A 22991-nucleotide genomic window follows, 5' to 3' on the forward strand; every position below is an offset into this window, starting at 1 on the left:
AGACGCCACGATCTTGCGCATGAGTTCAGGGCAGCGGTCCGACCGGCTCCCCGTGACCCGCGCGGGCGGCGACGAGCGGCGCCGGGTGGTGCTGCTGCAGGAGACCGCCGAGGTGCTGGCGGAGCGGGCGCGGCGCGCCGGCGACCCCACCCAGGCACAGGTCCTGCTGCGCCGTTCCGCGCAGCGCCGGGCGCAGGCCGCCCGGCTGGCGGCCGGGGGGCCCGTCCCGGCACCGGACCTGACCGAGCAGGCCTGAGGGCGCGCCCTCGGCGAGGCGCCGGGGCGCGGCTGGCTACGGTCGTCGGATGGTCCGTCGGTTGTGCGCCCTGGTCGTCGCGGCCGTCGTCTCGGGCTTCGCCCTCCTCCTGATCACCGGCGACTACGAGAACGACGGTCCGGTCCTGGTCGCCGTGGGCGGTGGCCACGGCGTGCACGCCGGCGACCTCTTCGTCCTGGCGGGGTGGGCCGCGGCGGTGACGGCCCTGTGGGCACTGGTCGCGCTGCCCGCGCGGCGCCCGGGCCGGGGAGACGCACCCGACGGTGGGCCGGCCCGCGGACGGTCCTGATCCGGATGGTGGGTCCGTCGACGCGCCGCGTCGGGCGGCGGGTGGCAGAGTGACGCGCGTGAAGACCTGGCTCGAGAGCTGGCCGGTGTACCGGCAGCTGACCGGCTCGGACCCGCTGGGGCGCGGCAGGGCGGCGCGCAGCAAGGCGACCGAGGCCGTCGTGGCCCGCACCGCGACCGCGGACCGGGTGGTGAAGAGCGTCTGCCCGTTCTGCGCGGTGGGCTGCGCCCAGGACGTCTACGTGAAGGACGAGAAGATCGTCCAGATCGAGGGCAACCCGGACTCGCCGATCAACCGCGGCCGGCTGTGCCCCAAGGGCAGCGCCAGCAAGCAGCTGGTCACCAGCCCGTCCCGGGTCACCACGGTGAAGTACCGCCGTCCGTTCGGGACGGAGTGGGAGGACCTCGAGCTCGACACGGCGATGGAGATGATCGCCGACCGCGTCCTCGAGGCCCGCCGCAAGGGCTGGCAGGACCGCGACGACGAGGGCCGGAAGCTCGGCCGGACCATGGGGATAGCGAGCCTCGGAGGGGCGACCCTCGACAACGAGGAGAACTACCTCATGAAGAAGCTCTACAGCGCCATGGGCGCGATCCAGATCGAGAACCAGGCCCGCATATAGCACTCCGCGACGGTGCCCGGTCTGGGCGCCTCGTTCGGTCGTGGCGGTGCCACGAACACCCAGCAGGACCTCGCGAACGCCGATTGCATCGTCATCGAGGGTTCCAACATGGCCGAGTGCCACCCGGTGGGCTTCCAGTGGGTCACCGAGGCCAAGGCCCGCGGCGCGAAGGTCATCCACATCGACCCGCGGTTCACCCGCACCAGCGCGATCGCCGACCTGCACGTCCCGCTGCGCATCGGCACCGACATCGCGTTCCTCGGCGGGCTCATCAACCACGTGCTGAGCAACGACCTGTACTTCAAGGAGTACGTGGTCGCCTACACGAACGCCGCCGCCCTGGTCGGTGAGGAGTTCGTCGACTCCGACGACCTCGACGGGCTGTTCTCCGGCTTCGACCCCGAGACCGGCACCTACGACGAGACCAGCTGGCAGTACGAGCCGGACGAGCCGCCGCACTCCGGTGCCGACGATCCGGCCGAGGCCGCCGAGCAGGACCGCTCCGACGACCTCCCCGCCGTCCAGGAGTCCGACCGCGCCCAGGCGGCCGGCAGCGGCGGCCCCCCGATCCCGGCCAAGCCGAAGCGGGACGAGACGCTGCAGCACCCGCGCACGGTGTTCCAGGTCCTCAAGCGGCACTTCGCCCGCTACACGCCGGAGATGGTCTCGGAGGTCTGCGGCATCGAGCCGGAGGTGTTCGAGCAGGTCGCGCGGTGGGTGACCGAGAACAGCAACCGCGACCGGACGACGGCGTGGGTGTACTCGGTGGGCTGGACGCAGCACAGCGTCGGCGCGCAGTACATCCGCACCTGCTCGATCCTGCAGCTGCTGCTGGGCAACATCGGCCGCCCGGGTGGCGGCATCCTGGCGCTGCGCGGGCACGCCAGCATCCAGGGCTCCACCGACGTCCCGACGCTGTACAACATCCTGCCCGGCTACCTGCCGATGCCCCACGCGCTGCAGCACGGGACGCTCGAGGAGTACGTGGCCGACGCCGCCGGGAAGGCCGGCTTCTGGGGCAACAAGCGGGCCTACATGGTCAGCCTGCTCAAGGCCTGGTGGGGCGACGCCGCCACGGCCGAGAACGACTTCGCGTTCGACTACCTGCCCAAGATCGATGGCGACCACAGCTCCTACCGCACGATCGCCGACATGATCGAGGGCAAGGTCTCCGGTTACTTCCTGGTCGGGGAGAACCCCTCGGTCGGGCACCCCAACGGCCGGATGAACCGGTTCGGGCTGGCCAACCTCGACTGGCTGGTCGTCCGCGACCTGCAGATGATCGAGTCGGCGACCTTCTGGAAGGAGGGCCCGGAGCACGAGACCGGGGAGCTGTCCCCGGACTCGATCGGCACCGAGGTCTTCTTCATGCCGGCGGCCACGCACGTGGAGAAGGAAGGCACCTTCACCCAGACCCAGCGGGTGCTGCAGTGGCGGGACAAGGCGGTCGAGCCGCCGAACGAGGCCCGCAGCGACCTCTGGTTCTACTTCCACCTCGGCCGGATCCTGCGGGAGCGGCTGAAGGACTCCACCGACCCGCGCGACCGGCCGCTGCTCGACCTCACCTGGGACTACCCGACCCACGGCGAGAAGGCCGAGCCGGACGCCGACGCCGTCCTCCGCGAGATCAACGGCACCGGCCCCGACGGGCAGACGCTGTCGTCCTTCGTGCAGATGAAGGACGACGGCTCGACCACCGGCGGCTGCTGGATCTACTGCGGCGTCTACGCCGACGGGGTCAACCAGGCGCGGCGGCGCAGGCCGGGCTCGGAGCAGGGGCAGGCCGCGCTCGAGTGGGGCTGGGCCTGGCCGCTCAACCGGCGGATCCTCTACAACCGCGCCTCCGCCGACCCGGACGGCAAGCCGTGGAGCGAGCGCAAGAAGTACGTGTACTGGGACGAGGCCGCCGGTGAGTGGACCGGCGCCGACGTGCCCGACTTCGAGAAGCACAAGCGGCCGGACTACGTGCCGCCGGACGGCGCGCGGGCGCAGGACGCGCTCGCCGGCACCGACCCGTTCGTCATGCAGGGCGACGGGAAGGGCTGGCTGTACGCGCCGGCCGGGCTGGTCGACGGCCCGCTGCCGACGCACTACGAGCCGGCCGAGTCCGTCGTCGAGAACGCCCTGTACAAGCAGCAGGCCAACCCGACCCTCGAGCGGATCCCGGGGCCGTGGAACCGGGAGAACCCGTCGCGCTCCGAGGTCTTCCCGTTCCAGGTGACGACCTACCGGCTCACCGAGCACCACACGGCCGGCGGGATGAGCCGGACGCTGCCGTACCTGGCGGAGCTGCAGCCGGAGTTCTTCGTCGAGGTCAGCCCGGAGCTGGCCACGCTCCGCGGGCTGACCCACGGCGAGTTCGCGACGCTGGTCAGCGCCCGGACGGCGATCGAGGCGAAGGTCCTGGTCACCGAGCGGATGCGCCCGATCCGGCTGCGGGACGGCACGGTCGTGCACCAGATCGGCATGCCGTACCACTGGTCCTACAGCGGCCTCTCCACCGGGGACACGGCCAACGACCTGCTGGGGATCGTGCTGGACGCGAACACCCACATCCAGGAGGACAAGGTCAGCACCGCCGACATCGTCGCCGGACGGCGCCCCCGGGGGCCGGCGCTGATCGACTTCGTGGAGGAGTACCGGCAACGGGCCGGGGTGGCCTCGGGCCGGGTGGGCGTCAACGGGCGCGATCCGGTCGAGGCGTCGGCCGGCGAGGGGTCCACCCCGTGACGACCCGTCCCGACAGCCGCCCCGTGCGCCCGGCGGGGATCAGGTTCCCTGATCATGGCGCCTCCTCCCTCGCGGTGGACGGTGGGGGAGGACGCGTTGCGGTGAGGGAGGACGACGGCGTGGGGGAGGGAACGGCATGACGTCGATCAGCTCGGCGAGCCCGGCACTCACCGGGAACGATCAGAAGAACCGGCTGTTCGGGCCGCTGCCGGACGTGTCGGCGGACGCCGGCTACGTCGAGGAGCACCCCGCGCGGGTCGGGTTCTTCACCGATACCTCGGTGTGCATCGGGTGCAAGGCCTGCGAGGTGGCCTGCAAGGAGTGGAACACCCTCCCGATGGACGACTCGCACGGCGTGCGCGACACCATGGGCCTGTCGGGCATGAGCTACGACAACACCGGTCAGCTGGGCGCCAACTCGTGGCGGCACGTGGCGTTCGTCGAGCAGACCCGCACCGTCGACCTCCCGATGCCCACGTTCGGTCGCCCGGGCGACGACCGCCAGGGCAGCGGTCCCTCTCCGGCGGCGGGCGGCGGGGCGAGCCTGGCCGACGCGCAGCAGAGCGTGCTCAACGCCGAGGCGCTCAGCGAGTTCGACCCGCAGACCGGCCAGACCGGCGCGGACAAGCAGATCCGCTGGCTGATGAGCTCCGACGTCTGCAAGCACTGCACGCACGCGGGCTGCCTCGACGTCTGCCCGACCGGTGCGCTGTTCCGGACCGAGTTCGGCACCGTCGTCGTCCAGCAGGACATCTGCAACGGCTGCGGCTACTGCGTGCCGGCCTGCCCGTACGGGGTCATCGACCAGCGCAAGGACGACGGCCGGGTCTTCAAGTGCACGATGTGCTACGACCGGCTGACCGACGGCAAGGCGCCGGCCTGCGCCACCGCCTGCCCCACCCAGTCGATCCAGTTCGGCGACCTCGACGAGCTGCAGGCCCGGGCCGACGCGCGGCTGGCGACGCTCAAGGAGCAGGGCGTGGAGACCGCCCGGCTCTACGGCCGGGACGAGAACGACGGCGTCGGCGGTGCCGGGGCGTTCTTCCTGCTGCTCGACGAGCCGGAGGTCTACGGCCTGCCGCCGGACCCGGTGGTGACCACCCGGGACGTGCCGGCGATGTGGAAGGCCGCCGCCCGGGGCGCGGCGTTGATCATCGGCGTGGCGGTCTCGGCCGTCCTCGGCTCACGGAAGCGGTAGCGATGACCGAGGGGATCACCACGCCCGGTGCCGGCTGGCGACGGGCGGACGGCCCGGGGGAGCGCAAGCCCCCGAAGCGCCACCGCAGGGGCGGCGGCCGGCGGCGCCGCTCGGCGGAGGTCGCAATGGTCGACGACGTCGAGTTCACCTCGTACTACGGGCGGCCGATCATCAAGCCGCCGGTGTGGAAGACCCCCGACGTCCCGCTGTACCTGTTCCTCGGCGGCGCGGCCGGCTCCTCGGCGGTCCTCGCCGCCGTCGCCGATCTGAGCGACCGGCCGGCCCTGACCCGGGTGGGCCGGCTGGTGGCCGGCGGCGGCTCGATCGCCTCGGTGGGCTTCCTGATCCACGACCTGGGCCGGCCCGAGCGGTTCCTGCACATGCTGCGGGTCTTCAAGCCGACCTCCCCGCTGTCGGTGGGCACCTACATCCTGTCGCCGTTCAGCGCGGCGGCCGGTGCGACGGCGGCGGTGGAGCTGCTGGGCTGGTTCCCGCGGCTCAAGCGGTTCGGCGGGGTGGTGTCGGCGCTGTTCGGCGGGCCGATGGCCACCTACACCGCGGTGCTGCTGGCGAACACCGCGGTGCCGTCGTGGCACGACCCGCACGAGCAGCTGCCGTTCGTCTTCGCCGGCTCCGCCATGGCCGCGGGCGGCGGGCTGACCATGATCTTCACGCCGGTGGCCGAGGCCGGGCCGTCGCGGAAGATGGCGATCGCGGGTGCGGCGGTCGAGCTGGCCGCGATGCACAAGGTGGAGAACGACCACGGGATCGTCAGCGAGCCGTACCACGAGGGCCGGGCCGGGACGCTGATGCGGGCGGCGAAGACCTGCACCGCGGTGGGCGCCGGGCTCACCGCCGTCGCGGGACGCACCCGGATCGGCGCGATCGCCTCGGGCACGCTGCTGGCCGCCGGGTCGCTGCTCACCCGCTTCGGGGTGTTCGACGCCGGCATGGCCAGTGCCCGCGACCCGAAGTACACCGTCGTGCCCCAGCGCGAGCGCATGGCCGCCCGGGAGGCCGGCCGGCAGGTCGGCGAGGGCGAGGGCCGCTCCGTCACCCGCTGAGCCGGCCAGGGACTACGCGCCGGGCGGGTGGGCGATCAGCTCCTCGCGGCGGGACGTCGGCGGCCGCCACCCGGTGGTGTCGCGGCGCGGCGGCGGCAGCGGACGCTCGACCGGTGCGGCCGGCTCGACGAGGACCCCGCGGGTCGGCGCCAGGTCGGCCGGGTCGACGGTGATGGAGCGGAACACGCCGTGGTCCAGGGCCGGCGCCAGGTCCGGGCGGGCGCCGTAGACCTCGGACTCCGCCGTCCGCACGACGAAGACGCAGGGGGTGCTGGCGGGGGAGCCCAGGTAGGGCTGCGAGGTGGCACCCGCCATCGGGTACCAGGGCAGGCCCATCGCGCGCACCAGCCGGCGCACCCGGTCGTCGAGGATGGTGACCAGGCCGGGGACGCCGCAGTTGCGGGCGTACCGCCAGATGCCGTGGCACAGGGCGACGCTGACCTCGGCGCCCGCCGCGCCGGCGCGGAACCGGGGGTCCACGGCCAGCGTGCCCACGTCCCACACGGCCGACGGCGCGAGGTCGACGGCGCCCAGGCTGTCGGCCACGGGCAGGTGCCACGGCGCGCCCGCCACGTCGAGCAGGGTCTTCACCGGGCTCGCGCCGGCGACGATCAGCCGGGCGGTGCCCAGCGCGGCGCCGCTCGCGTCGTCGATGACCGCGACGAACCGCGACCGCGCCTCGTACGGGCCGTACTCCTCCGCCAGGAGCTCGGGGGTGTTGCCGAAGGCCTGCAGGAAGACGTCGGCCTCCACCTGGCGTGCGGCGTCCCGCTCCTCGGGGGAGTGCGCCACGAGCAGCCGGAGCGCCATGTCAGAAGCCCTTCGCGACGACGGTGCCGGCGTCGAAGAAGTCGGCGGTGAAGGCGACGGCGACGTCCGGGTCGAACGCCTTGCAGGTGTAGATGTCGACCGAGAAGAACAGCCGCGGCTGCTCCCAGGCGTAGAAGTGCGCCCCGGAGGTCTCCCAGTGGATCCAGCCGGCCCAGCCGTACAGGTCGGAGCGGTGCGTCACGGGCTCGAGGAGCTGCACCATGTCGACCTCGCGGGACAGCGCCGAGAGGTACGTCCGGATCTGCGCGTCGTCGACGGGTGCGGCCGGGTACCCCTCGATCACCAGGCGCTGCCGGAGGATCTCCGGAGCGAGGTCGCGCCAGGCGGCGGGGCGGAAGACCAGGTCAGAGGCGGGGGGGGACAACGTCACCCGCTCATAGTCCACACCCGATAGCGCAGGGTGGTCATCCCGGTCGGCGTGTCGCCCGGTCGTGCGTCACCCCGAGGGCGTCGTCGTGACCCTTCGGAGTCAGCCCCGGCTCGTATGCCGGCTGAGCTGCGGGATCAGCGCTTCGTCGACGAGGCCGGAGTCCGAGGCGGCCAGCCAGCGCAGGAACTCCTCGACCGGCATGGGGCGGCCGATGGCGTACCCCTGGGCCACGTCGCAGCCCAGGCGGGCCAGCGTGGCGCTCGTCGCCAGGTTCTCGACCCCTTCGGCCACGAGGCTCAGGCCGAGGGCGTGGGCCAGCGCGACGGTGCTCTGCACGATGGCCGCCGCCCGGGGATCGCGGTCGACGTCGGCGGTCAGGCTGCGGTCCAGCTTCAGCTCGTCGGCCGGCAGGTGCCGCAGGTAGGCCAGCGAGCTGTACCCGGTGCCGTAGTCGTCGATCGACGTGCGGACGCCCGATCGGCGCAGGTCGGCGAGGACCGTGCGGCCGCGCTCGGGATCGGCCATGAGGGTGTCCTCGACCAGTTCCAGCGTGAGCGCCCGCGCGGGCAGCCCGTGCCGGTGCAGCGCCGCGGCGACCTTGCAGGCGAGGTCGAGGTCGGTGACGTTGGCGGCCGACAGGTTGACCGACACCGGCACCGGGTGGCCGGGCCACCAGCGGGCGGCCGCCTCGAGCGCTAGTTCGAGCACCCGGTCCGTCAGCGGCCGCAGCAGTCCCGCCTGCTCGGCCGCCGGCAGCAGGTGGGCGGGCGAGAGCAGACCGCGGGTGGGGTGGTTCCACCGGACCAGGGCCTCGGCGCCCACGATCCGGCCGTCGCGCAGGTCCATCTGGGGCTGCAGGAAGACGACGAGCTCGTCCCCGGCGAGGGCGGTCCGCAACTCCTCCATGGTGCGCAGCCGGCCGCTGCCGGCGGTACCCGTGACGGGGTCGGGCACGTAGACGTGCACGCCCTCGCGGGCGCGCTTGGCGCTGTACATGGCGACGTCGGCGCAGTGCAGCAGTTCCTCGACGGTGGTCGCCGGCGCGGGCGTGGTCGCGACGCCGATGCTGACGCCGACGTGCAGCCGGACGCCGGCCACCGTGAACGGCGCGAGCAGCAGGCCGTGCAGCCGCTCGGCGAGCGTGCGCGCCTCGGCGGTCTCCGCGGCCGGCATCAGGACGGCGAACTCGTCGCCGCCGAGCCGGGCCAGGACGTCCCCGGAGCGCAGGGAGCTGCGCAGCCGCGGGCCGACCTGGCGCAGCAGGTCGTCGCCGGCGGAGTGGCCGAGGCTGTCGTTGATCTCCTTGAACCCGTCGAGGTCGAGCAGCAGGAGCGCCGCGGGCCGCGCCGGGGTGGCCGCGGCGACGACACGCTTGGCCCGCTCGAGCAGCGAACGACGGTTGGCGAGCCCGGTCAGCTCGTCGGTCCGTGACTCGCGCTTGACCTGGTTGTACCCGCGCACCTCGTGGAAGGTCACGGCGATGCGGACGACGCCGGCCAGCACGCACCCGATGGCCAGCCATCCTGCGACGTCGGGGACGGGCTCCGACCACCCCGGGCTCAGCACGGCCAGACTGGCCACGAGGCAGGCGAGCGGTACGGCGAGCAGCCGCCAGCCGATGCGGGTGCCGGTGGTGTCGGCGGGGGCCGGCCGTTCACCCGCGCCCTCGGCGGCCGCGGAGGCCAGGACGACGGCGGCGAGCCAGCCGAGTTCGAGCGGCCCGCCGTCGACGTAGGTGCCCTGCACCTTGAGGGCGAACAGGGCGATGTCGGAGACGGCGATGAGGCCCAGCCCCGCGCCGAGCAGCACGAAGGTGCGGTCGAGGCGCACGCCGAGGATGCCGCCGACGGCCATGACCACGGCGATGAGCAGGACCGCCGTGATCGGAGCCACGAGGTCGACGGCGGCCACCGGGATCTCGCCGGGGCCGGTGCGGAGGTAGGGGCCCAGCACGAAGGCGACCCCGGCGGCCAGGCTGCCGAGGGCCGCCACCACGCCGTCGAGCCACATGCTGGGGTGGAAGCGCGGGACCCGGGCGCGGATCAGCACGACGACCGGCACGTACATGACCAGGTAGGCCGCGAGCATGACCACGTGCGCGAGCGCTGATGACGGTTCGTTGCCCTCCAGGCCGGCGGAGAGCGCGCGCAGCGCGTTGCCGACCGCGCCCAGGACCATCGCGACGGCGAGCGCGGCCCAGGCCGTCCGCTCCGTCCGCACCCGTCGCGCCGCCAGCACGCATGCCGCCGCAGCGGCGAGGTAAGGGAGGTTGAAGAGGACGACGTCGTACGTGCGGTCCCACGCCGCGCCGGCCGGACGCTGTCCGGTGCCGGTGGCGAACAGGGCGACCAGGCCGATCGTCAGGAGCAGCGCGCGGCCGGGGCGCCGCCGCGCAGCCGTGTCCCGATGTCGCTGATCCATGTCGGGGACAACGGCTGCGGAACGGGTGGACTCCACCTGGTGCGGGCCCGGGTCACCCGGACGGGGGAGTCGCGCCGCGGACCGGTCCGTCCGGTACACGGTCACGGGTGGGCCCGCGACCGCCGATGACGTAGGCATGGAGCGTTCGGTCGGTCAGGACGGGCTGTCGTCGCCGCGGATGACCGGTCCTCGGGCCGACAGGGGGACGGTGCCGCTGCCGATGACCGCCACGGTCGCCCTGTGCAGCCCGGAGGTCGTGGGATACGGCCGCCACGCCGCGCCGCCGTCGGCCTACGGGCCGGCCGAGCTCGCCCGCCTGATCCCCGTGTCGCACACCGGCGCTGCGGCGCATGCCGAATCCGGGGACGCGCCGGTGGTGGTGCTCGAGCCCGCGGCCCCGACCGAGGCCGGCGGCAAGGCCGGCATCGACACCGGCGCCCGGTCGCCGGGCGAGCCCTCGACGAGGTCCACCGGCTTCTGGGCGCGCCTGCGCCTGCTACCCGCAGCGGCGTGACGCCGGGCGGTCGCCGCCTCGACACCTCCGGCGCCGCCGCGGCGCCTGCCGGCGGGACGTCGACCTACGCGACGACTACGCCCGCGTCCGGAACGTCACCGCCACCGGCTCCCAGTCGAGTTGGTGCCGATGAGGGTCGGTGCCTCCGCGGAGCCGAAGGCGAGGCCGAACAGGCCGTCCCCGGCGGGGCGGGCGGTGCATGGCCAGTTGCTGCACCATCAGCCAGGTCAATGTCGCGCTGGCGCTGTTCTCCTGGGGTGTGCCGGCGCCCAGCCCACAGGTCGGAGTGGTCGGTGCAGACGGTCCGGGTGCACACGGTGCACTCACCCATCGCGGGCCTGCCGCAGCGCAGCTGGCGGCGTCGTCATCGCGAGTCTGGATGTAGACGGTGCTGAAGCGCCGGTTGTCGAACTGTGACGAAAAGTGCAGAGCTCCAACAGGGTTAGCTAGGGCACCGACGAGCTGGTTGACGCGGGGGCCGGCGTCGCACCCCAGTAGCCGGTCAGGACTTCAGTGCGGGTGGCGTCGCTCCACCGGACGGACAGGGCATGCCCAGAAAGGCAGGAGCGCGGCCGCGGGCCGCGCCGAAACAGCCTACGTGTCGTCGAACGTGGGCACGTGCGGCATAGCCGCGACGCCAGTTCCCGAAGTGATCGTGACAGCAGCGCACCTCAGTGGCCCTGCTGTCATCACCGGGCGCGTAGCAGGACGAGGAGATGCGGGCTGGGTGCCCCGGTTCTTGGCAACCAGCATCGTTACCAACGCACGGTCGGATGCATCAGTACGCGTCCGCAGGCCGGTCCGGACAGGTAGCGGGCCGTCGAAGATCGGAACTGGCCGGGCACCGACGGGCAGTGTCCGCGTGGCATGGTGCGTATGACAGTCCGATCGTGAAGCAGGGGAGTGCGGCTCGCAAATATCACCAACCGACGCGGGCGACGCGAACACACCATCGGTCACCCCCCGGCGGACCGAAGGTGGAACACTGGGGCTCGATGGCTGTCGACCGCAAGGCGGGGCTGCCAGGCCCCACGGGCTCGACCATCCGGCGGGCTCAAGTCGCAACAGCAGAGGGTTCAGTTGAGACGCCGCCGTTGGGTTCCCGCCATCGCAGTTGTCACCGTCAGCATGTCGGTGGCTCTCGCCTCCGCGATGGCAGGTGACGGGCGTCGCGATCACGTTGATGCAGGCGCAGGCGCTGCGCCACGGTCTACGTCGCCTCTGGACGCATCGCGCGGCACAGGCGGGGTCAACACAGACGGAAGCATCGGGTCGTTAGAGCGGGGCGAGGATCCGAAAGCCGAGGCTAGCCAAGAGCGCGCTTCCGCTCCGAAGAAATCCGACGCCTCCACCAAGGAGTACGCGGAGGGCCCTACTGGGGCTTCCGTCCCGGAAGCTACGCACTCCCAAGGCCGGACTCGGGATCCGACGACCGCAGGTGGGCGGAATACTGATCCTTCGCCAGGATGGCTGTCTGGTGCGTCTGGACACGGAGTTGCACCGGGAGAGTTCGGCGTCTGGCGCGGGTCCCCTGTCGAGATCGCGGGCACTTGGGCTGACAGCAATGAGGGGCAACGCCACCTCTGGTCCTTGCAGCCGGGCGCAGAGTTCGGAAACTGGGACGGCGACCTTGATATTGCTATTGGGGCCATCGACAGGGGGGAAACGTGGTCGGCGGCAGCTGCCGGATCCTACGACAGTCGGTGGCGGGAGTCGTTGACGCGCCTTCGCCAATTGTGGGGCCAGCGCTCTGGAACACTCTTCATCCGTTTTGCTCACGAGATGAACGCCGATTGGTACCCTTGGGCTGTCAACTCCCGAAACTACGTAGACTTCATCTCCGCATGGAAGCGATTCCGGGCCATCCAGCAAGAGGTGTTTCCCGCGGCTCAGCTGGTCTTCTGTGTGAACCGAGAATCGGTAGGCACAGGCATCGATTGGCGTACGACCTTCCCCGGACGTGAGTACGTCGACGTCATCGGGGTCGACTACTACAATCAGTGGCCGTATGTGGACACGGCCGCTGAGTGGAAGGCATCGCTCGACGCTGTCGACGGATACGGCGCCCCCAAGGGTTTGGGCCAGCATGTGAAGTTCGCCCGCCAGGTCGGTCTTCCTCTGGCGATCCCCGAATGGTCCAGCGTCCCAAGTCAGGGTGATTCAGCCCTTTATGTAGAGCTGTTCAGCAACTTCGTTCGGGCGAACGCAGGAAGTGGGCCGGGCCAGATCCGCTATGAGATCTTGTTCAACGTCCTGCACACAACCGGCGAAGACTACCGCTTCTATGGAGCGGCCACGATGCCTGCGTCTTCGGCGGCATACCGTCAGAACTTCTGATACCAGCGCGAGCGCTGGACTGGAGGACCAGCAGCGAGTTGGGACGCTGCTACCAGCGCTCCGGCCCCCCAGCCTCCTCGGCCAACCTCTGGATGTGGCGCTCGAACACCTCCACATACGCCCGAACCATTCGATCTTGAGTGAAGCCCCGCGCAACATCACGCCCGCGGGAAGCGATCGAAGTGCGGTGGGCGCTGTCTCGCATGAGATCCCCGAGTGCACGGGCGAGGTGGACGGAGGACGGGGCGGTGATACGCGCGGAAACGCCATCTGCCAGATAGTCACCACCGAAGGCGGTGTTTGTCGTGACGGCGGCGAGGCCCATCGACTGCGCCTCTGGCAGGGCTAGCCCGAAACCCTCCGATAAAGACGGAAACAGAAATATCGCGTGTTGATTCATGACGTCGATGTGCTCGGACCTCGAGATGCGGCCGAGTATATTGACGCTACCCCGATCGGCCGGATCGAAATCTCTCAGGAGTTCGGCAGGACCCTTGCCGGTGCCGCCGATGGTGAGCCGTGCGCCAGGGAACTCGCGGCGCAAATCCCGAAAGGCGGACGGGACGTAGTACGATCCCTTTCGCGATTCCCATGTGCCGAACCAGAGAATGCTGTGACCGTCACGGCGTTCGATGGGCGCCATCGCGTCGCTGGCAGCGAGGATATCCGGGTGGACAGACGGTGGCACGAGTTCGACGGCAGTGGTTTCTGGTGCGAAGACGCGGACGTCACCCAGGTCTCGATGGTTCTGCACCACGGTCAGATCCGACGACAGGACTCCTGCTCTGTCCCACCGCACGGGGAGCGGGCCAGTGATGAGTCGATATGGAACGGATGTCGGCCAGTGGCCGACCTGAGCCTCGGTGGTGTTGGCGGCGTGGTCGAAGGACGTCAGACCGTGCAGATGGTTGACAAGTAGCGGCCTTCGGCGCCCCAGTCTGCGCAAGCGCCGGAAGAACGGGAAACACATCCCTGACGACGACATCACAACGTCATCATCGGCCGCGCGGTCCGCCCAAGCGTTCGCGCTCACGAACTGCGGCAGAGCGAACCTTGTGAGGATCAGCTGTCCCCGCTGTGATCGTGGGGCCCCCATGTCATCGAGGTGCATGACCCGAACTTCGTGACCTGCCTCCTGCAGGCCGGCCGATAGAACGTGGTAGACGCGTGAAGCACCCGCATCGGGATTACTAGGCGTGTGGTGGTACAGGGCGATCTTCACGCTGTGCTCCTTCATCCTTGATAGGTTCGTCGCCGCGTGCCGTAGGCAACCGGCTGTCGATGCTGCCGACCGTTGCTTGCTGCAGCAGCGGCCTCGAGCCCGCCGTAGTGGGCAGCGTCTGCTCCCGACGGCCCAATCGCAGTGCCCGAACGAAGAAGAACCATGACGGCCCGAACGCGAGAGCCGCTGCGGCAGCGAAGCCGTACGCAGCACCCGTGGCACCGGCGACGCTGACGCCAATGGTCGAAAGCAGCACGATCAGTGGTCCGAGAACCAGTGCCATAGCCAAGTTGAACTTCACGCGGTTGAGGGCGCGCATGACTGCAGAAGCACCGGTGGTGGCTCCTGTAAGACACGCGAAAGCGACCATGGCAGGTAACGCATCCCGAGCTGCTGGCCACGTTTCTCCCAGCAGTGCCACGCCGACATCGTCCGGTAGAAGCAGTAGTGTGGTGCCCCAAGCGACCGTCACGAGCGCCATGGCGGCCGACAGGCCCACTGCGACCTGCGTCAAACGGCGCCTACTGAGGCTTCGACGTACGATCTCCGGAACCGAGAACGAGGCTAGTGCGAAGCCGAGGATGTTCAAGGGGCCTAGCAGAGTCTGCGCCGCTCGAATCGGGCCCACGTCTTCGACTGACCCGATGGCTGCGATGAGAAAAAGCGCGATCTGTGTGGTTCCAAGTATTGCGAGTGCGTTGGCCAGAGATGGGACGCTCACCTCACGGTGAGCGGAGAACCACCATGCCGCACCGCGGAAGCGCGGGCCAACGCCGTGTTGCCAGCAGCCGACTATGGCAGCGACGGCCGCGGATGAGCCCCACGCGACGACATATGCGGCGGCGGAATCGACGTCCTGAGCCACCAGTGTGCCGATCGACACCGCCTGCGCAGCTACCCATACGACGTCATTCACGAAGGATCTTACGGGCTTGCCGTGGGCAATAAACACCGTCCGCCAAGTGTCCTGCAGTACCAGTGCTGGAAGAAGGACGCCGACGGCGAGCAGCACGTCGCCCGGTGGGGCGGCGCCCAGCACAAGAGACGCGGCGGCGGTTATGCCGGCGCAGGCGCCACCGAGCAAGATCGCCGCGCCACTGGCGGCCGAACCGGCTCGCCTCAGAACTGTCGGAGACTCAGCGGAGTATCGAATTACGACGACTTGGCCGCTCACGGATTGCGACATCGCGATGACGAGGCTGTAGACAGCAAAGGCCAACGCGAATGCGCCATATCCCTCGGCGCTCACAGTTCTGGCCACGACGATGGTCAGTGCAGCGTTGGCGAGGCTGGAGAGCGCCTGGTCGGAAATAACCCAGAACGCCCGCATACGGAGCCCTCTCACAGGTTCCCACCGGCGGCGTTTCTATGGCGGTGCGCGCCTCTTAGGAAGCCGACACCCGCTTCGAAGCGCATAGTCTGCGCCGCAGGCCTGAGAAGGCCAAGTAGAATGATCGCGAAGGTGGCCAGCGTATATTGGAGGAGCGCGGCATTCACAAAGAAGTATGCGACTAAGATGCCGGCAGCCCACGGACGGCGGACGCTTGGCGCCCCGAGCGAGTGAAATATGAACAGCAGAAACCCCGCCGTGCCGATGGCCCCGTACTCCACGAGCAGCTTGGCAAGAACCGGCGCCAGGACGCCCGACGCACCGGTCGCGGCGATGATGTCGTCCGCCACGCCCGCACCCTGACCGAACAGGAACGTCGCCGCATCGGAGATGACGGTTGGCATCAAGATATCGTACGGCTCCACGAGTCGCTGGCTGGAGCTCGATCCCGGGTCTGCTATCTCGTCCACTCGTTGCACGACGAGTCCTGCGAGCGGCGTGAGTGAGGCGGCGAGGAAGACTATGCCGCCGAGGATGAGCACCCGGACTGCGTTGCGCCTCTGGCGTCCCAGGAGAGAGGTGGCCAACCCGATGATGATCACTACGACGCCGTTTCCCGCAACGGTGGTGGCGACGGCCAAGCCCAGAATTATCAGCTTCCACCCCGGCGCACGCAGGTTGATGCACACAACGAATGCGACGCCGACAAAAAGGGAAAGGAACGACGGCTCGACAAAAAGCACACCGTTGGAGCGAATGATATCCGCCCCGTAGCTGATCGGGTCGCCTGTGTTATACCCAGATAGGAGGAAGGCGGGCGGTACAACTGAGGCCAGCCAGTCGCGACTCTGGATGCCCAAGTATTGCAGTGCAAACTGGCCTACCGCAATAGCGCCTGCCCCGACCATGAGGTTGACATAAAGTCGCAGAACGCGGCGTATTGAGCGCTCGGACATGCCGGGGATAGTCAGCGTGGCCGTTGCATACGTCACGAGAAGAAGCCCGATAGACGCCAGTGATACCTCGCGCCCTGACCCGATGTGCCAGAGCGAAAGCGCTAGAAGGATGACCATCGACAGCGAGTAGTAACGAAGGCGCTGGCGGTCTAGGCCGAGCCGGCCCCGCCGGAGGCAAATCAGTGCCGCGACCGCGATCACGGGGAGTGCGAAGGGGATCTGGGCCCCGCCCGTTGGCAGCACGAGCCGCTGGGTGACTAGGAGGAGCACGAGGGCGGCGGCCGTCAGGCGGAACGCACCTTCCTCGGCCGCACGGACCTCGTACGGGATGGTCGCGGTGCTCATGTCTTGGTACCGGTCGGCGTGTCCGGCACATACCAAGTGGGCCGCATGGATGTGGCTTGAAAGAGAGTCAGGAAGATGCCCATCCCCAGCCCGAGAGCCGCGCCTGTAGTCAGGGTGATCAGCTCATGGTCCCCGGTGGGCATGTTCGGTAGGGAAGGCTGCGACAAGGTCGCCAGGGGGCTAGTCACCTGTCCAGCGCGGAGGCGTAGGAGCTCCTGTGTAGATACCAGGGCATCAAGAACAACAGCCGAATCTGCGCCCGTATCCCCAAGACCGGCCGCGCTGGCGGCTGCGCGGTCAATAGCGGGTTGTAGGGCGGCCGCTCTCCGATACAACTCAGTCCGTTCCTGGTGAACAAGCCAGGAATCCGTGCTCGCCACGGCGCTGGATAGCATCCGATGCGCTTCTCCCGGCGACGCGGCGTGTGCTTCAACGGTGACGGTGTTGCTGACTCGGCTCGCCTGAACCCTGAGGGATGCCGCGAGTCGCTCCTTCGACACGCCGAGGCCTTCAGCGGCGGACGCGAGAACCGTGTCGGATTGGATGATCGAGGCGACACTGGACACGCGTCGGCTGAGCTCCTGGCCAGAGCCGCTCAGTGGGCCGCCAAGAACCCGGGCGTCGGTCACCTGGATAGACGCCCGGCTGGTGAAGATGTCGCCCTGCAGGCTGTGGGCGGCGGTCGTCACAAGTCCACCCAGGATCGTCAGAAGGGCAATGAGTCGCCAATTGCGGCGTATCTCCGCGAACGGCCGAAAGGCGGACTGGCTCACGTCAGTCGTGCTCCGCGAGGGCAGAGGTAGGCACTCCCGGAAGCGGATCTCGGCTTGTTGCGGGAGTTGGCAAAGGAGTCACCGTCCCGGAGCGGTGTTGGAGGCACTACTGCTGCTGGCCTTGTGTGGCTGACTCATGGCCGGCGCTTCAGGACGCTGGCGCACCGCAGTCCACCCGTCCTTGAGCATGGCAAGGAGGCTACCGAGCGCGAGGCCGAGGATGGCGCCGAGGGAAAGTCCAACGGGCACCCCGATCCCGGAGGCATCCGTAGGGAGGGACGCTTCCGAGAGGACTTCCACCGGCCCTGCGTATGCGGCAGCCGCGGCGCGTAGCTGCTCCTCTTGGAGGGCGAGCGGGGCGAGTTGGCTCAGCAGCGCAGCGCGGCGGGACTCGGTGACGTTGTCCGCGCCTTCAAGGGCGGCCAACTGCTGGTTCAACGCTTCAATGCTCGCCACTAAGGCGTCGGCCTGCGCGGACAAGTTCTGGCGACCACGGTCCCGTTGGTGCTCAACGTAGGCGTTGGTTACCGCGATGACACGATCCCGCGCGGCCTCGGCAGAAGGGCCGGAGACCCTCAGGCTCAGGAGGTTCGCGTCCGACTCGGTCGCAACGTCAATCGCCCGACGAAGTGCGGTCGCGTCGACACTCGTCGTTCGTGCCGCGGCCGCGACCACAGCGTCTCCCTGAACGACTTCCGTCTGGGTGTTCAACTCACGGTTGAGATCACCGCTGCTGGACTGCGACTGAACACCGACCGCGCCAAGTCCAGCGTCCGGGCGCCAGAGGAGGACGGCTTCGCTTTCGTACGTGGAAGGCAGGGCCACAGCGACCGCTCCCGCGATAGCGGCACCCATGAGGGCGGAGAGCAGCACGAGCACTCGGTGACGGACCGAGGCTGCTATGACATCTGGGAACGATCGTGTACCGGCTGGATCAACCACGGTTCACCGCCGGCCGATGGCCGCAGAGCCACCGAACCGCACGAGGCCGGCGAGGAGGCCGGCGCCCCAGGAAAGATGGACGATGGGTGTAACGAGCGCTCCCCGCGAAGGGCTGGCCCCGTCGGTGCGGGCTGCTGCTGCGCCGGACAACATGGCGAACGAAAGATAGACACCGCCGACGGCCAACAGGGGGCGTCGACCAGCCGCACCGGCTGCGCACATGCCGAGGACCAAGGCCGGCGGCGCCAACTGTCGACTCCTCAGCGATCGCGGGTGCATTAACAGCGTGAGTGCCTTGTAGTAGCCGTACCGCCACATCTGCTTCGCAAGTGCGCGTGGTGACTCGCGCACGTACCAGGTGGACTTCGCCTCCGGGTTGAGCCATATCGTCCCTCCCGACTGGGCGACGCGGAGATCCGCCTCGAAGTCTTCATTGGCTAGAAGGCGCTCATCCCAGCCGCCCGCCTCCGCTAACGCAGTCCGTCTGTAGCAACCAGAGAAAACGTGTTGGATTGGCCCCTCCGTGCCATTGACCCGGTGCCTGGCCCCGCCCAGTCCGAATGGCCTGCGCAGAACCGCTGCGATGGCCAAGCCCCATGGACCTCTTCCCGCAGTGGCCATGGCGCCCCCCACAGCCTGAACGTCGGCGCGGGTCTCGAGCAGAGTAGCGACCTTCTCGAGATAATTTGGCGCGTAGTGGGCATGAGTGTCCATGCGAGCGACGAGTTCTCCGGAGGCAGCACTTAACGCTAGATTCAGACCCGCCGGTACTGACTTCCGTCGGTTGTCCAGAAGCTTAAGCGGAACGCCGGGGATCTTGGCTGCCTGCCACAGTTCCCGGCTCCCGTCCGTTGACATGCCGTCCGCAACTACCACTTCGGTGGGCTGACGGGTTTGTGAGGTGATCATCTGCACCACCCGTGCGACATTGCTCGCCTCATTGCGTGAGGGGATCACCACTGTGATGGACATGGGTGGCGGTACTGTCGCGGCCCTGATTAGCACTTGAACTCCTTGCCCATGTATGACGTCCAGTTCGCAAGTGGGGAAGGCCTAGTCGGCACCGGGTCGCACTCGACTAAGAGCCGGCCCGATCCCGTCGATCGCGAGTCGATGGGCGGGGTCACTCGCTCGCGATACCTGGCTTCGCGTCGGGGCGCTGACTGTACCGAAAGCCGCAGCGGATCTGATCACCCGCACGGGTAGGCACGTCGAACAGCTTGGTCTTGGCATCTGCCCCCGCAAGGTGAAGGACGGATATTGCCTCCGCGTCTGCGTGGGGCGTTGTGAACAGGCCTGCGGCACCATCCCACACGGGCATCCCCCGCCCGCAGATCCAGTTGAACCGCGGAGGCAGAAGCTTCGCTCCGACCCCGTCGATGAAGATGATTTTGTTCAAGGCGAACTGGTCATGGGGTGTGACGTTCCCAGTTCGTGCGATAGCTTCTCGCAGTGCGCGCCGCCAGATCGACCAGTGTGGCGCGTCGGCGCGCATGCAGAAGATCCCGGCATTCACCAGGTTCCGCCTGAGTCCAAGACGCAGGCCGTTGGTGAAGCCGTAACCAAGGGCGTAGTGCTTCAGCGTCCATCGGAGCAGCCAGGGCTGCAGCCGATAGCTGTCCTCCTTCTCGTGGCAGATGGCAAGCCCGTGCGTCTCGGCACCAGAAACTAGAGCATCGACCGAGTCCCACGTCTGGAGCCATGCGTCGGCGTCGAACCAGAGGTACCGACTGTAGTGAGGAAAGTAGTCGGCAAGATAGAGCCTCGCCAAGTAGCTCAGGTTCCTGTCGGTCTGTAGCTCCGGAGGCATGTCCATCAAGAATGTGGGGCGGACAACCTGTGCCCCACGAGCCCGAAGCCAGTCGAGTTCATCCTGGGCGAGGCCGAAGTCGAGGATGCCCATCGGGACATCCTTGCTCTGCGGGAAGCGGATAAATGATTGAACAGCATCTTTCAACAGTGGGAAGTAATTGGAGTCGGATCCGGAAATCCAGATCGTGCCTGCTTGTGCGTCCTGGGACCGCATCATGTCCTACCCTGCGAGCTCGAGATTCCATTGGTGTGCCCGAATCAAAGTGAGTGCGCTGTGTCGCTGGGCTTAGCCGTGACCGGATACACACCCGTGTCGCTGGGCGGAGCGAGTCTCGGTCGGAAGGTGGCCGTTCGTCAACCTATGACGGGTTCCACCTATGGGGATAGGCTCCGCCCCCTGTCAACGATCAACCCGGTTGGCGAGATCTTCCCGAGGGAGTCCGGTGCGGAGTGTAGTGATCGCCAAGTTCGTGCCCTGGCCGCCCAACAGCGGGGACAAGCGCAGGACCCTGGGCATCGTGCGCGCCCTGGCGGAGCACGGGGAGGTGACGGTTTGCGCCTTCGCCGGCCCGGATGAAGATGCGACGCCGCTCGAGGCGGAGGGCATCCGGGTGAGACAACTACCTCGACGGGGTAACTTCCTCCGGCACCTCCTGGGCTTCCTCCAGTCGGGGAGCATCACGGCAGGTCGCTTCTGGGACCCCCGCCTAGCCGCGGTTGTGCGCGACGCCGTGGGGGCGGAGGAGACTGTGCTCATCGTGGAGCACGTGCAACTCTTCCCCTATGCCAAGCGGGTGAAGGCTGCTGCGACGGTGCTGGATATGCACAATATCGAGTCGTCGCTTACTGGCCGCCTTGCTCGTGCGCAGCGGGGAGTGCGCCGAATTGCCCTTCATTTCGAAGCGCGCGCCCTTCGGCGCCTGGAGCGGACAGCGGTCCGAGCGGTGAACGCTGTCGCAGTGGTTAGCGATGTGGACGAGTTGCTGCTGCGCAACGTGGTCCGGCACCCACACGTCCTCGTCGTGCCGAACGCGTGGGAGAAGCCTGAGCCCCTGCCTCATGGCCGCGATCCCATCGTCAGTTTCGTAGCACTGATGTCATGGGCGCCCAACGTGGACGCGGCCACGTGGTTCTGTGCTCACGTATGGCCGCGGGTGCGAAGGCAGGTGCCGGACGCGCAGCTTTGGCTCGTTGGACGAAATCCGAGTGCTGTCTTGCGGGCGTTGGCGGATGAGAGCGTGACTGTGACCGGCACTGTCCCCGATCTCGCACCCTATTACGAACGGACGCGCGTTGCGATCGCTCCGCTCCGCGCAGGTGGGGGATCGCGGCTGAAGATTCTGGAGGCGCTAGCCGCTGGAAGGCCGGTTGTTGCCACGACAGTTGGGGCGGAGGGCTTGGAGGACCTCATCGGCCGGGGTGTGACGGTGGCCGACGCGCCCAAGGATATGGCGGACGCCATCGTGCTCAGGCTGCGTGAGCCCGACATCGGCGCGGCGGAAGGGAATGCAGGGGCGCGGGCAGTGGCGGAAGATCATTCGTGGTCGGCAGCTACGAGACCGCTAATAGGCTTCTTGGAGCGAAAGTAGTGGTGGACTTGCAATCTGCGTAATGCAGTAGGTCGTGAAGTCTTCAGCGTACTGCTGCCCGTCCCGTCGTAGCGTGCCGGTGAACGGGCGTTCGCGTAGACGCGCCCGTGTCGCGCATTCGCATCCTGGCGCTATCGGGTTTCTCTGAAGGTGTTCTGGCGTTCCGCGCACGTCCGTGAGGGCAAGCATTGCAGCGGGGTTAGGGGGAGCCGTCGATAATGTGCAGAGATCGACGCTCTCGCGGGCGACTGCGCGCCGTAATTGCTCGCTCGCGGGACATGTACGATGTATTGCTGGCGTCGTAGACGCGGAATCGACCAGGCGTCAGTGGCTTGATGCGTTGACCGGGACGCGGCTCATTGCGGTGCTTGTCGTGGTGGCGTTGCATATCGGCGACCACGTCGTTGAGAGAGGCGTATCGAGGCGCCGACCTACCTGGGCTTCGTGGAAGCGACCTTCTTGTTGGTCGTCTCCGGTTCCGTGCTGACTTGGTCCCATCGCGGAGGATCGGGTCCACTCTTTTACCGGTGTCAATGCGCACGGATCAGGCCGCCGCACGCTATGACGTGGGTGGCGGGTATCGCGCTGACGGCCGCAGGTGGAGCTGCAGCCAGCGTCCCGGGCAACGTTGCAACACTCTTCCTCGTCCAGGGTCGAGATGATGTCGGCGTGACCTCCAGTGTCTACGGGCCCCGTGGTCCTTGTCGGCTGAGGCATTTCCTGTGCACTGTTCCCGCGGAGCATCGGCGTCGTCGGGGCGATCGAGCGAGCAAGCCACCCTACGGATGCTTCTTATCGCCTGCGCGCTCTGCGTTACCGCCTTCGTGGGCATACTGACTACCGGTAGCGGCGGTTTCACTTTGCTCTATGTCAACCCGTTGGGGTGCCTCATTGATTTCGTCGTGGGCATGGCTATCGCCCTTGTCAACCGGGCGACTGCAGCGGATGACGGTCGGACCAGGGCCGGCAGGTTCCCGGCGCGGCCTTGGTGCGTCGGGTTGGGGGTGTGGTCGTTTAGCCTCTACCTGACTCGTGCGGTAGTGCGCCAGATCGCCGAGCGGGCTCCTGGATCCGTTGCATTGGCCCACGAGCGGGCGACTCCTCGGTGCCCCTGCGATCGCTGTCGTGTGCGTAGCTGTCTCAGGCTGGCCTACGAGTTGATCGAGGCTCCGCTGGACTTCGCATCACTGGATAAGCGTCACGTTTTCGGCCGGGATCGAGCCGGAGGGGGGCGAAGTCGAGTGTGCATGGCGTTGACTGAAGGTGCCAGGACAGCGCGGGCGGCGGATCGCCTATCCGCTTCGAGCGATCACTTCAATAGCGCCTTGTGACGGTCGCCTGACGCCCAGTGACGCCGTCCGCGACAGTG

17 protein-coding genes and 1 pseudogene are annotated in these 22991 nt (G+C 68.4%); 8 read left to right on the forward strand and 10 right to left on the reverse strand.

Features of this window, described 5'->3' with window-relative positions; genetic code table 11:
- Positions 1–19 precede the first annotated feature (19 nt).
- The 5 genes and pseudogenes from ABDB74_RS01455 (at position 20) to nrfD (ending at position 6180) form a co-directional block, all read left to right on the forward strand.
- Positions 20–256 (forward strand): hypothetical protein, encoded by a 237-nt coding sequence (locus tag ABDB74_RS01455; RefSeq protein ID WP_346621220.1) that lies wholly within the window; start codon positions 20–22, stop codon positions 254–256.
- 49 nt (positions 257–305) lie between these two features.
- The gene (locus ABDB74_RS01460; protein WP_346621221.1) at positions 306–566 is read left to right on the forward strand and encodes a hypothetical protein; all 261 of its coding nucleotides are present in this window, start codon (positions 306–308) and stop codon (positions 564–566) included.
- A 58-nt stretch (positions 567–624) separates the two neighbouring features.
- Positions 625–3918, forward strand: a pseudogene (fdh, locus tag ABDB74_RS01465) (formate dehydrogenase).
- A 136-nt stretch (positions 3919–4054) separates the two neighbouring features.
- Positions 4055–5116: a 4Fe-4S dicluster domain-containing protein gene (locus ABDB74_RS01470; RefSeq protein ID WP_346621222.1), complete on the forward strand. Its 1062-nt coding sequence runs from the start codon at positions 4055–4057 to the stop codon at positions 5114–5116.
- A 2-nt stretch (positions 5117–5118) separates the two neighbouring features.
- Positions 5119–6180: an NrfD/PsrC family molybdoenzyme membrane anchor subunit gene (nrfD, locus tag ABDB74_RS01475; RefSeq protein ID WP_346621224.1), complete on the forward strand. Its 1062-nt coding sequence runs from the start codon at positions 5119–5121 to the stop codon at positions 6178–6180.
- 12 nt (positions 6181–6192) lie between these two features.
- Here the strand turns inward: nrfD and ABDB74_RS01480 are convergent, their stop codons facing one another.
- The 3 genes from ABDB74_RS01480 to ABDB74_RS01490 all read right to left on the reverse strand — a co-directional run bounded on the left by ABDB74_RS01480 (position 6193) and on the right by ABDB74_RS01490 (position 9802).
- Positions 6193–6990, reverse strand: coding sequence for a hypothetical protein (locus ABDB74_RS01480; protein ID WP_346621225.1), 798 nt, complete (start codon positions 6988–6990; stop codon positions 6193–6195).
- Position 6991: 1 nt separating this feature from the next.
- On the reverse strand, positions 6992–7381 hold the full coding sequence (locus tag ABDB74_RS01485; protein WP_346621226.1) for an S-adenosylmethionine decarboxylase: 390 nt from the start codon (positions 7379–7381) through the stop codon (positions 6992–6994).
- Between the two features lie 99 nt (positions 7382–7480).
- Entirely contained in the window at positions 7481–9802 is a 2322-nt protein-coding gene (locus tag ABDB74_RS01490) for an EAL domain-containing protein (RefSeq protein ID WP_346621227.1), read from the reverse strand.
- Positions 9803–10022: 220 nt separating this feature from the next.
- On the opposite strand from ABDB74_RS01490, the gene ABDB74_RS01495 reads away from it, so the two are divergent.
- The gene (locus tag ABDB74_RS01495; RefSeq protein ID WP_346621229.1) at positions 10023–10316 is read left to right on the forward strand and encodes a hypothetical protein; all 294 of its coding nucleotides are present in this window, start codon (positions 10023–10025) and stop codon (positions 10314–10316) included.
- 1152 nt (positions 10317–11468) lie between these two features.
- Entirely contained in the window at positions 11469–12653 is a 1185-nt protein-coding gene (locus ABDB74_RS01500) for a glycosyl hydrolase (RefSeq protein WP_346623830.1), read from the forward strand.
- A 49-nt stretch (positions 12654–12702) separates the two neighbouring features.
- On the opposite strand, the gene ABDB74_RS01505 is transcribed toward ABDB74_RS01500, so the two are convergent.
- The 7 genes from ABDB74_RS01505 to ABDB74_RS01535 all read right to left on the reverse strand — a co-directional run bounded on the left by ABDB74_RS01505 (position 12703) and on the right by ABDB74_RS01535 (position 20250).
- Positions 12703–13875 (reverse strand): glycosyltransferase family 4 protein, encoded by a 1173-nt coding sequence (locus ABDB74_RS01505; RefSeq protein WP_346621230.1) that lies wholly within the window; start codon positions 13873–13875, stop codon positions 12703–12705.
- Positions 13844–15205, reverse strand: coding sequence for a hypothetical protein (locus ABDB74_RS01510; protein ID WP_346621232.1), 1362 nt, complete (start codon positions 15203–15205; stop codon positions 13844–13846). The genes ABDB74_RS01505 and ABDB74_RS01510 overlap by 32 nt, the downstream gene beginning before the upstream one ends.
- Positions 15206–15216: 11 nt before the next feature.
- Entirely contained in the window at positions 15217–16506 is a 1290-nt protein-coding gene (locus tag ABDB74_RS01515; RefSeq protein WP_346621233.1) for a hypothetical protein, read from the reverse strand.
- A complete protein-coding gene (locus ABDB74_RS01520; RefSeq protein WP_346621235.1) occupies positions 16503–17279 on the reverse strand; it encodes a Wzz/FepE/Etk N-terminal domain-containing protein in 777 nt (258 codons plus the stop codon). The genes ABDB74_RS01515 and ABDB74_RS01520 overlap by 4 nt, the downstream gene beginning before the upstream one ends.
- A 78-nt stretch (positions 17280–17357) precedes the next feature.
- Positions 17358–18158: a hypothetical protein gene (locus ABDB74_RS01525; protein ID WP_346621236.1), complete on the reverse strand. Its 801-nt coding sequence runs from the start codon at positions 18156–18158 to the stop codon at positions 17358–17360.
- Between the two features lie 66 nt (positions 18159–18224).
- Positions 18225–19193: a glycosyltransferase family 2 protein gene (locus ABDB74_RS01530; protein WP_346621238.1), complete on the reverse strand. Its 969-nt coding sequence runs from the start codon at positions 19191–19193 to the stop codon at positions 18225–18227.
- A gap of 151 nt (positions 19194–19344) precedes the next feature.
- Entirely contained in the window at positions 19345–20250 is a 906-nt protein-coding gene (locus ABDB74_RS01535) for a hypothetical protein (protein WP_346621239.1), read from the reverse strand.
- A gap of 238 nt (positions 20251–20488) precedes the next feature.
- Here ABDB74_RS01535 and ABDB74_RS01540 point away from each other — a divergent pair, with 238 nt between their 5' ends.
- Positions 20489–21622 (forward strand): glycosyltransferase, encoded by a 1134-nt coding sequence (locus tag ABDB74_RS01540; protein WP_346621241.1) that lies wholly within the window; start codon positions 20489–20491, stop codon positions 21620–21622.
- Positions 21623–22991 lie beyond the last annotated feature (1369 nt).

The sequence above is a fragment of the Blastococcus sp. HT6-4 genome, from assembly GCF_039679125.1.
GTDB lineage: Bacteria > Actinomycetota > Actinomycetes > Mycobacteriales > Geodermatophilaceae > Blastococcus > Blastococcus montanus.

Bases quoted from the DNA above. Each gene is read 5' to 3' on its own strand.
- ABDB74_RS01455 (WP_346621220.1), top strand. From the start codon at position 20: ATGAGTTCAGGGCAGCGGTCCGACCGGCTCCCCGTGACCCGCGCGGGC.
- ABDB74_RS01460 (WP_346621221.1), top strand. From the start codon at position 306: ATGGTCCGTCGGTTGTGCGCCCTGGTCGTCGCGGCCGTCGTCTCGGGC.
- ABDB74_RS01470 (WP_346621222.1), top strand. From the start codon at position 4,055: ATGACGTCGATCAGCTCGGCGAGCCCGGCACTCACCGGGAACGATCAG.
- nrfD (WP_346621224.1), top strand. From the start codon at position 5,119: ATGACCGAGGGGATCACCACGCCCGGTGCCGGCTGGCGACGGGCGGAC.
- ABDB74_RS01480 (WP_346621225.1), bottom strand. From the start codon at position 6,990: ATGGCGCTCCGGCTGCTCGTGGCGCACTCCCCCGAGGAGCGGGACGCC.
- ABDB74_RS01490 (WP_346621227.1), bottom strand. From the start codon at position 9,802: ATGGATCAGCGACATCGGGACACGGCTGCGCGGCGGCGCCCCGGCCGC.
- ABDB74_RS01495 (WP_346621229.1), top strand. From the start codon at position 10,023: ATGACCGCCACGGTCGCCCTGTGCAGCCCGGAGGTCGTGGGATACGGC.
- ABDB74_RS01500 (WP_346623830.1), top strand. From the start codon at position 11,469: ATGGCAGGTGACGGGCGTCGCGATCACGTTGATGCAGGCGCAGGCGCT.
- ABDB74_RS01510 (WP_346621232.1), bottom strand. From the start codon at position 15,205: ATGCGGGCGTTCTGGGTTATTTCCGACCAGGCGCTCTCCAGCCTCGCC.
- ABDB74_RS01515 (WP_346621233.1), bottom strand. From the start codon at position 16,506: ATGAGCACCGCGACCATCCCGTACGAGGTCCGTGCGGCCGAGGAAGGT.
- ABDB74_RS01530 (WP_346621238.1), bottom strand. From the start codon at position 19,193: ATGTCCATCACAGTGGTGATCCCCTCACGCAATGAGGCGAGCAATGTC.
- ABDB74_RS01535 (WP_346621239.1), bottom strand. From the start codon at position 20,250: ATGATGCGGTCCCAGGACGCACAAGCAGGCACGATCTGGATTTCCGGA.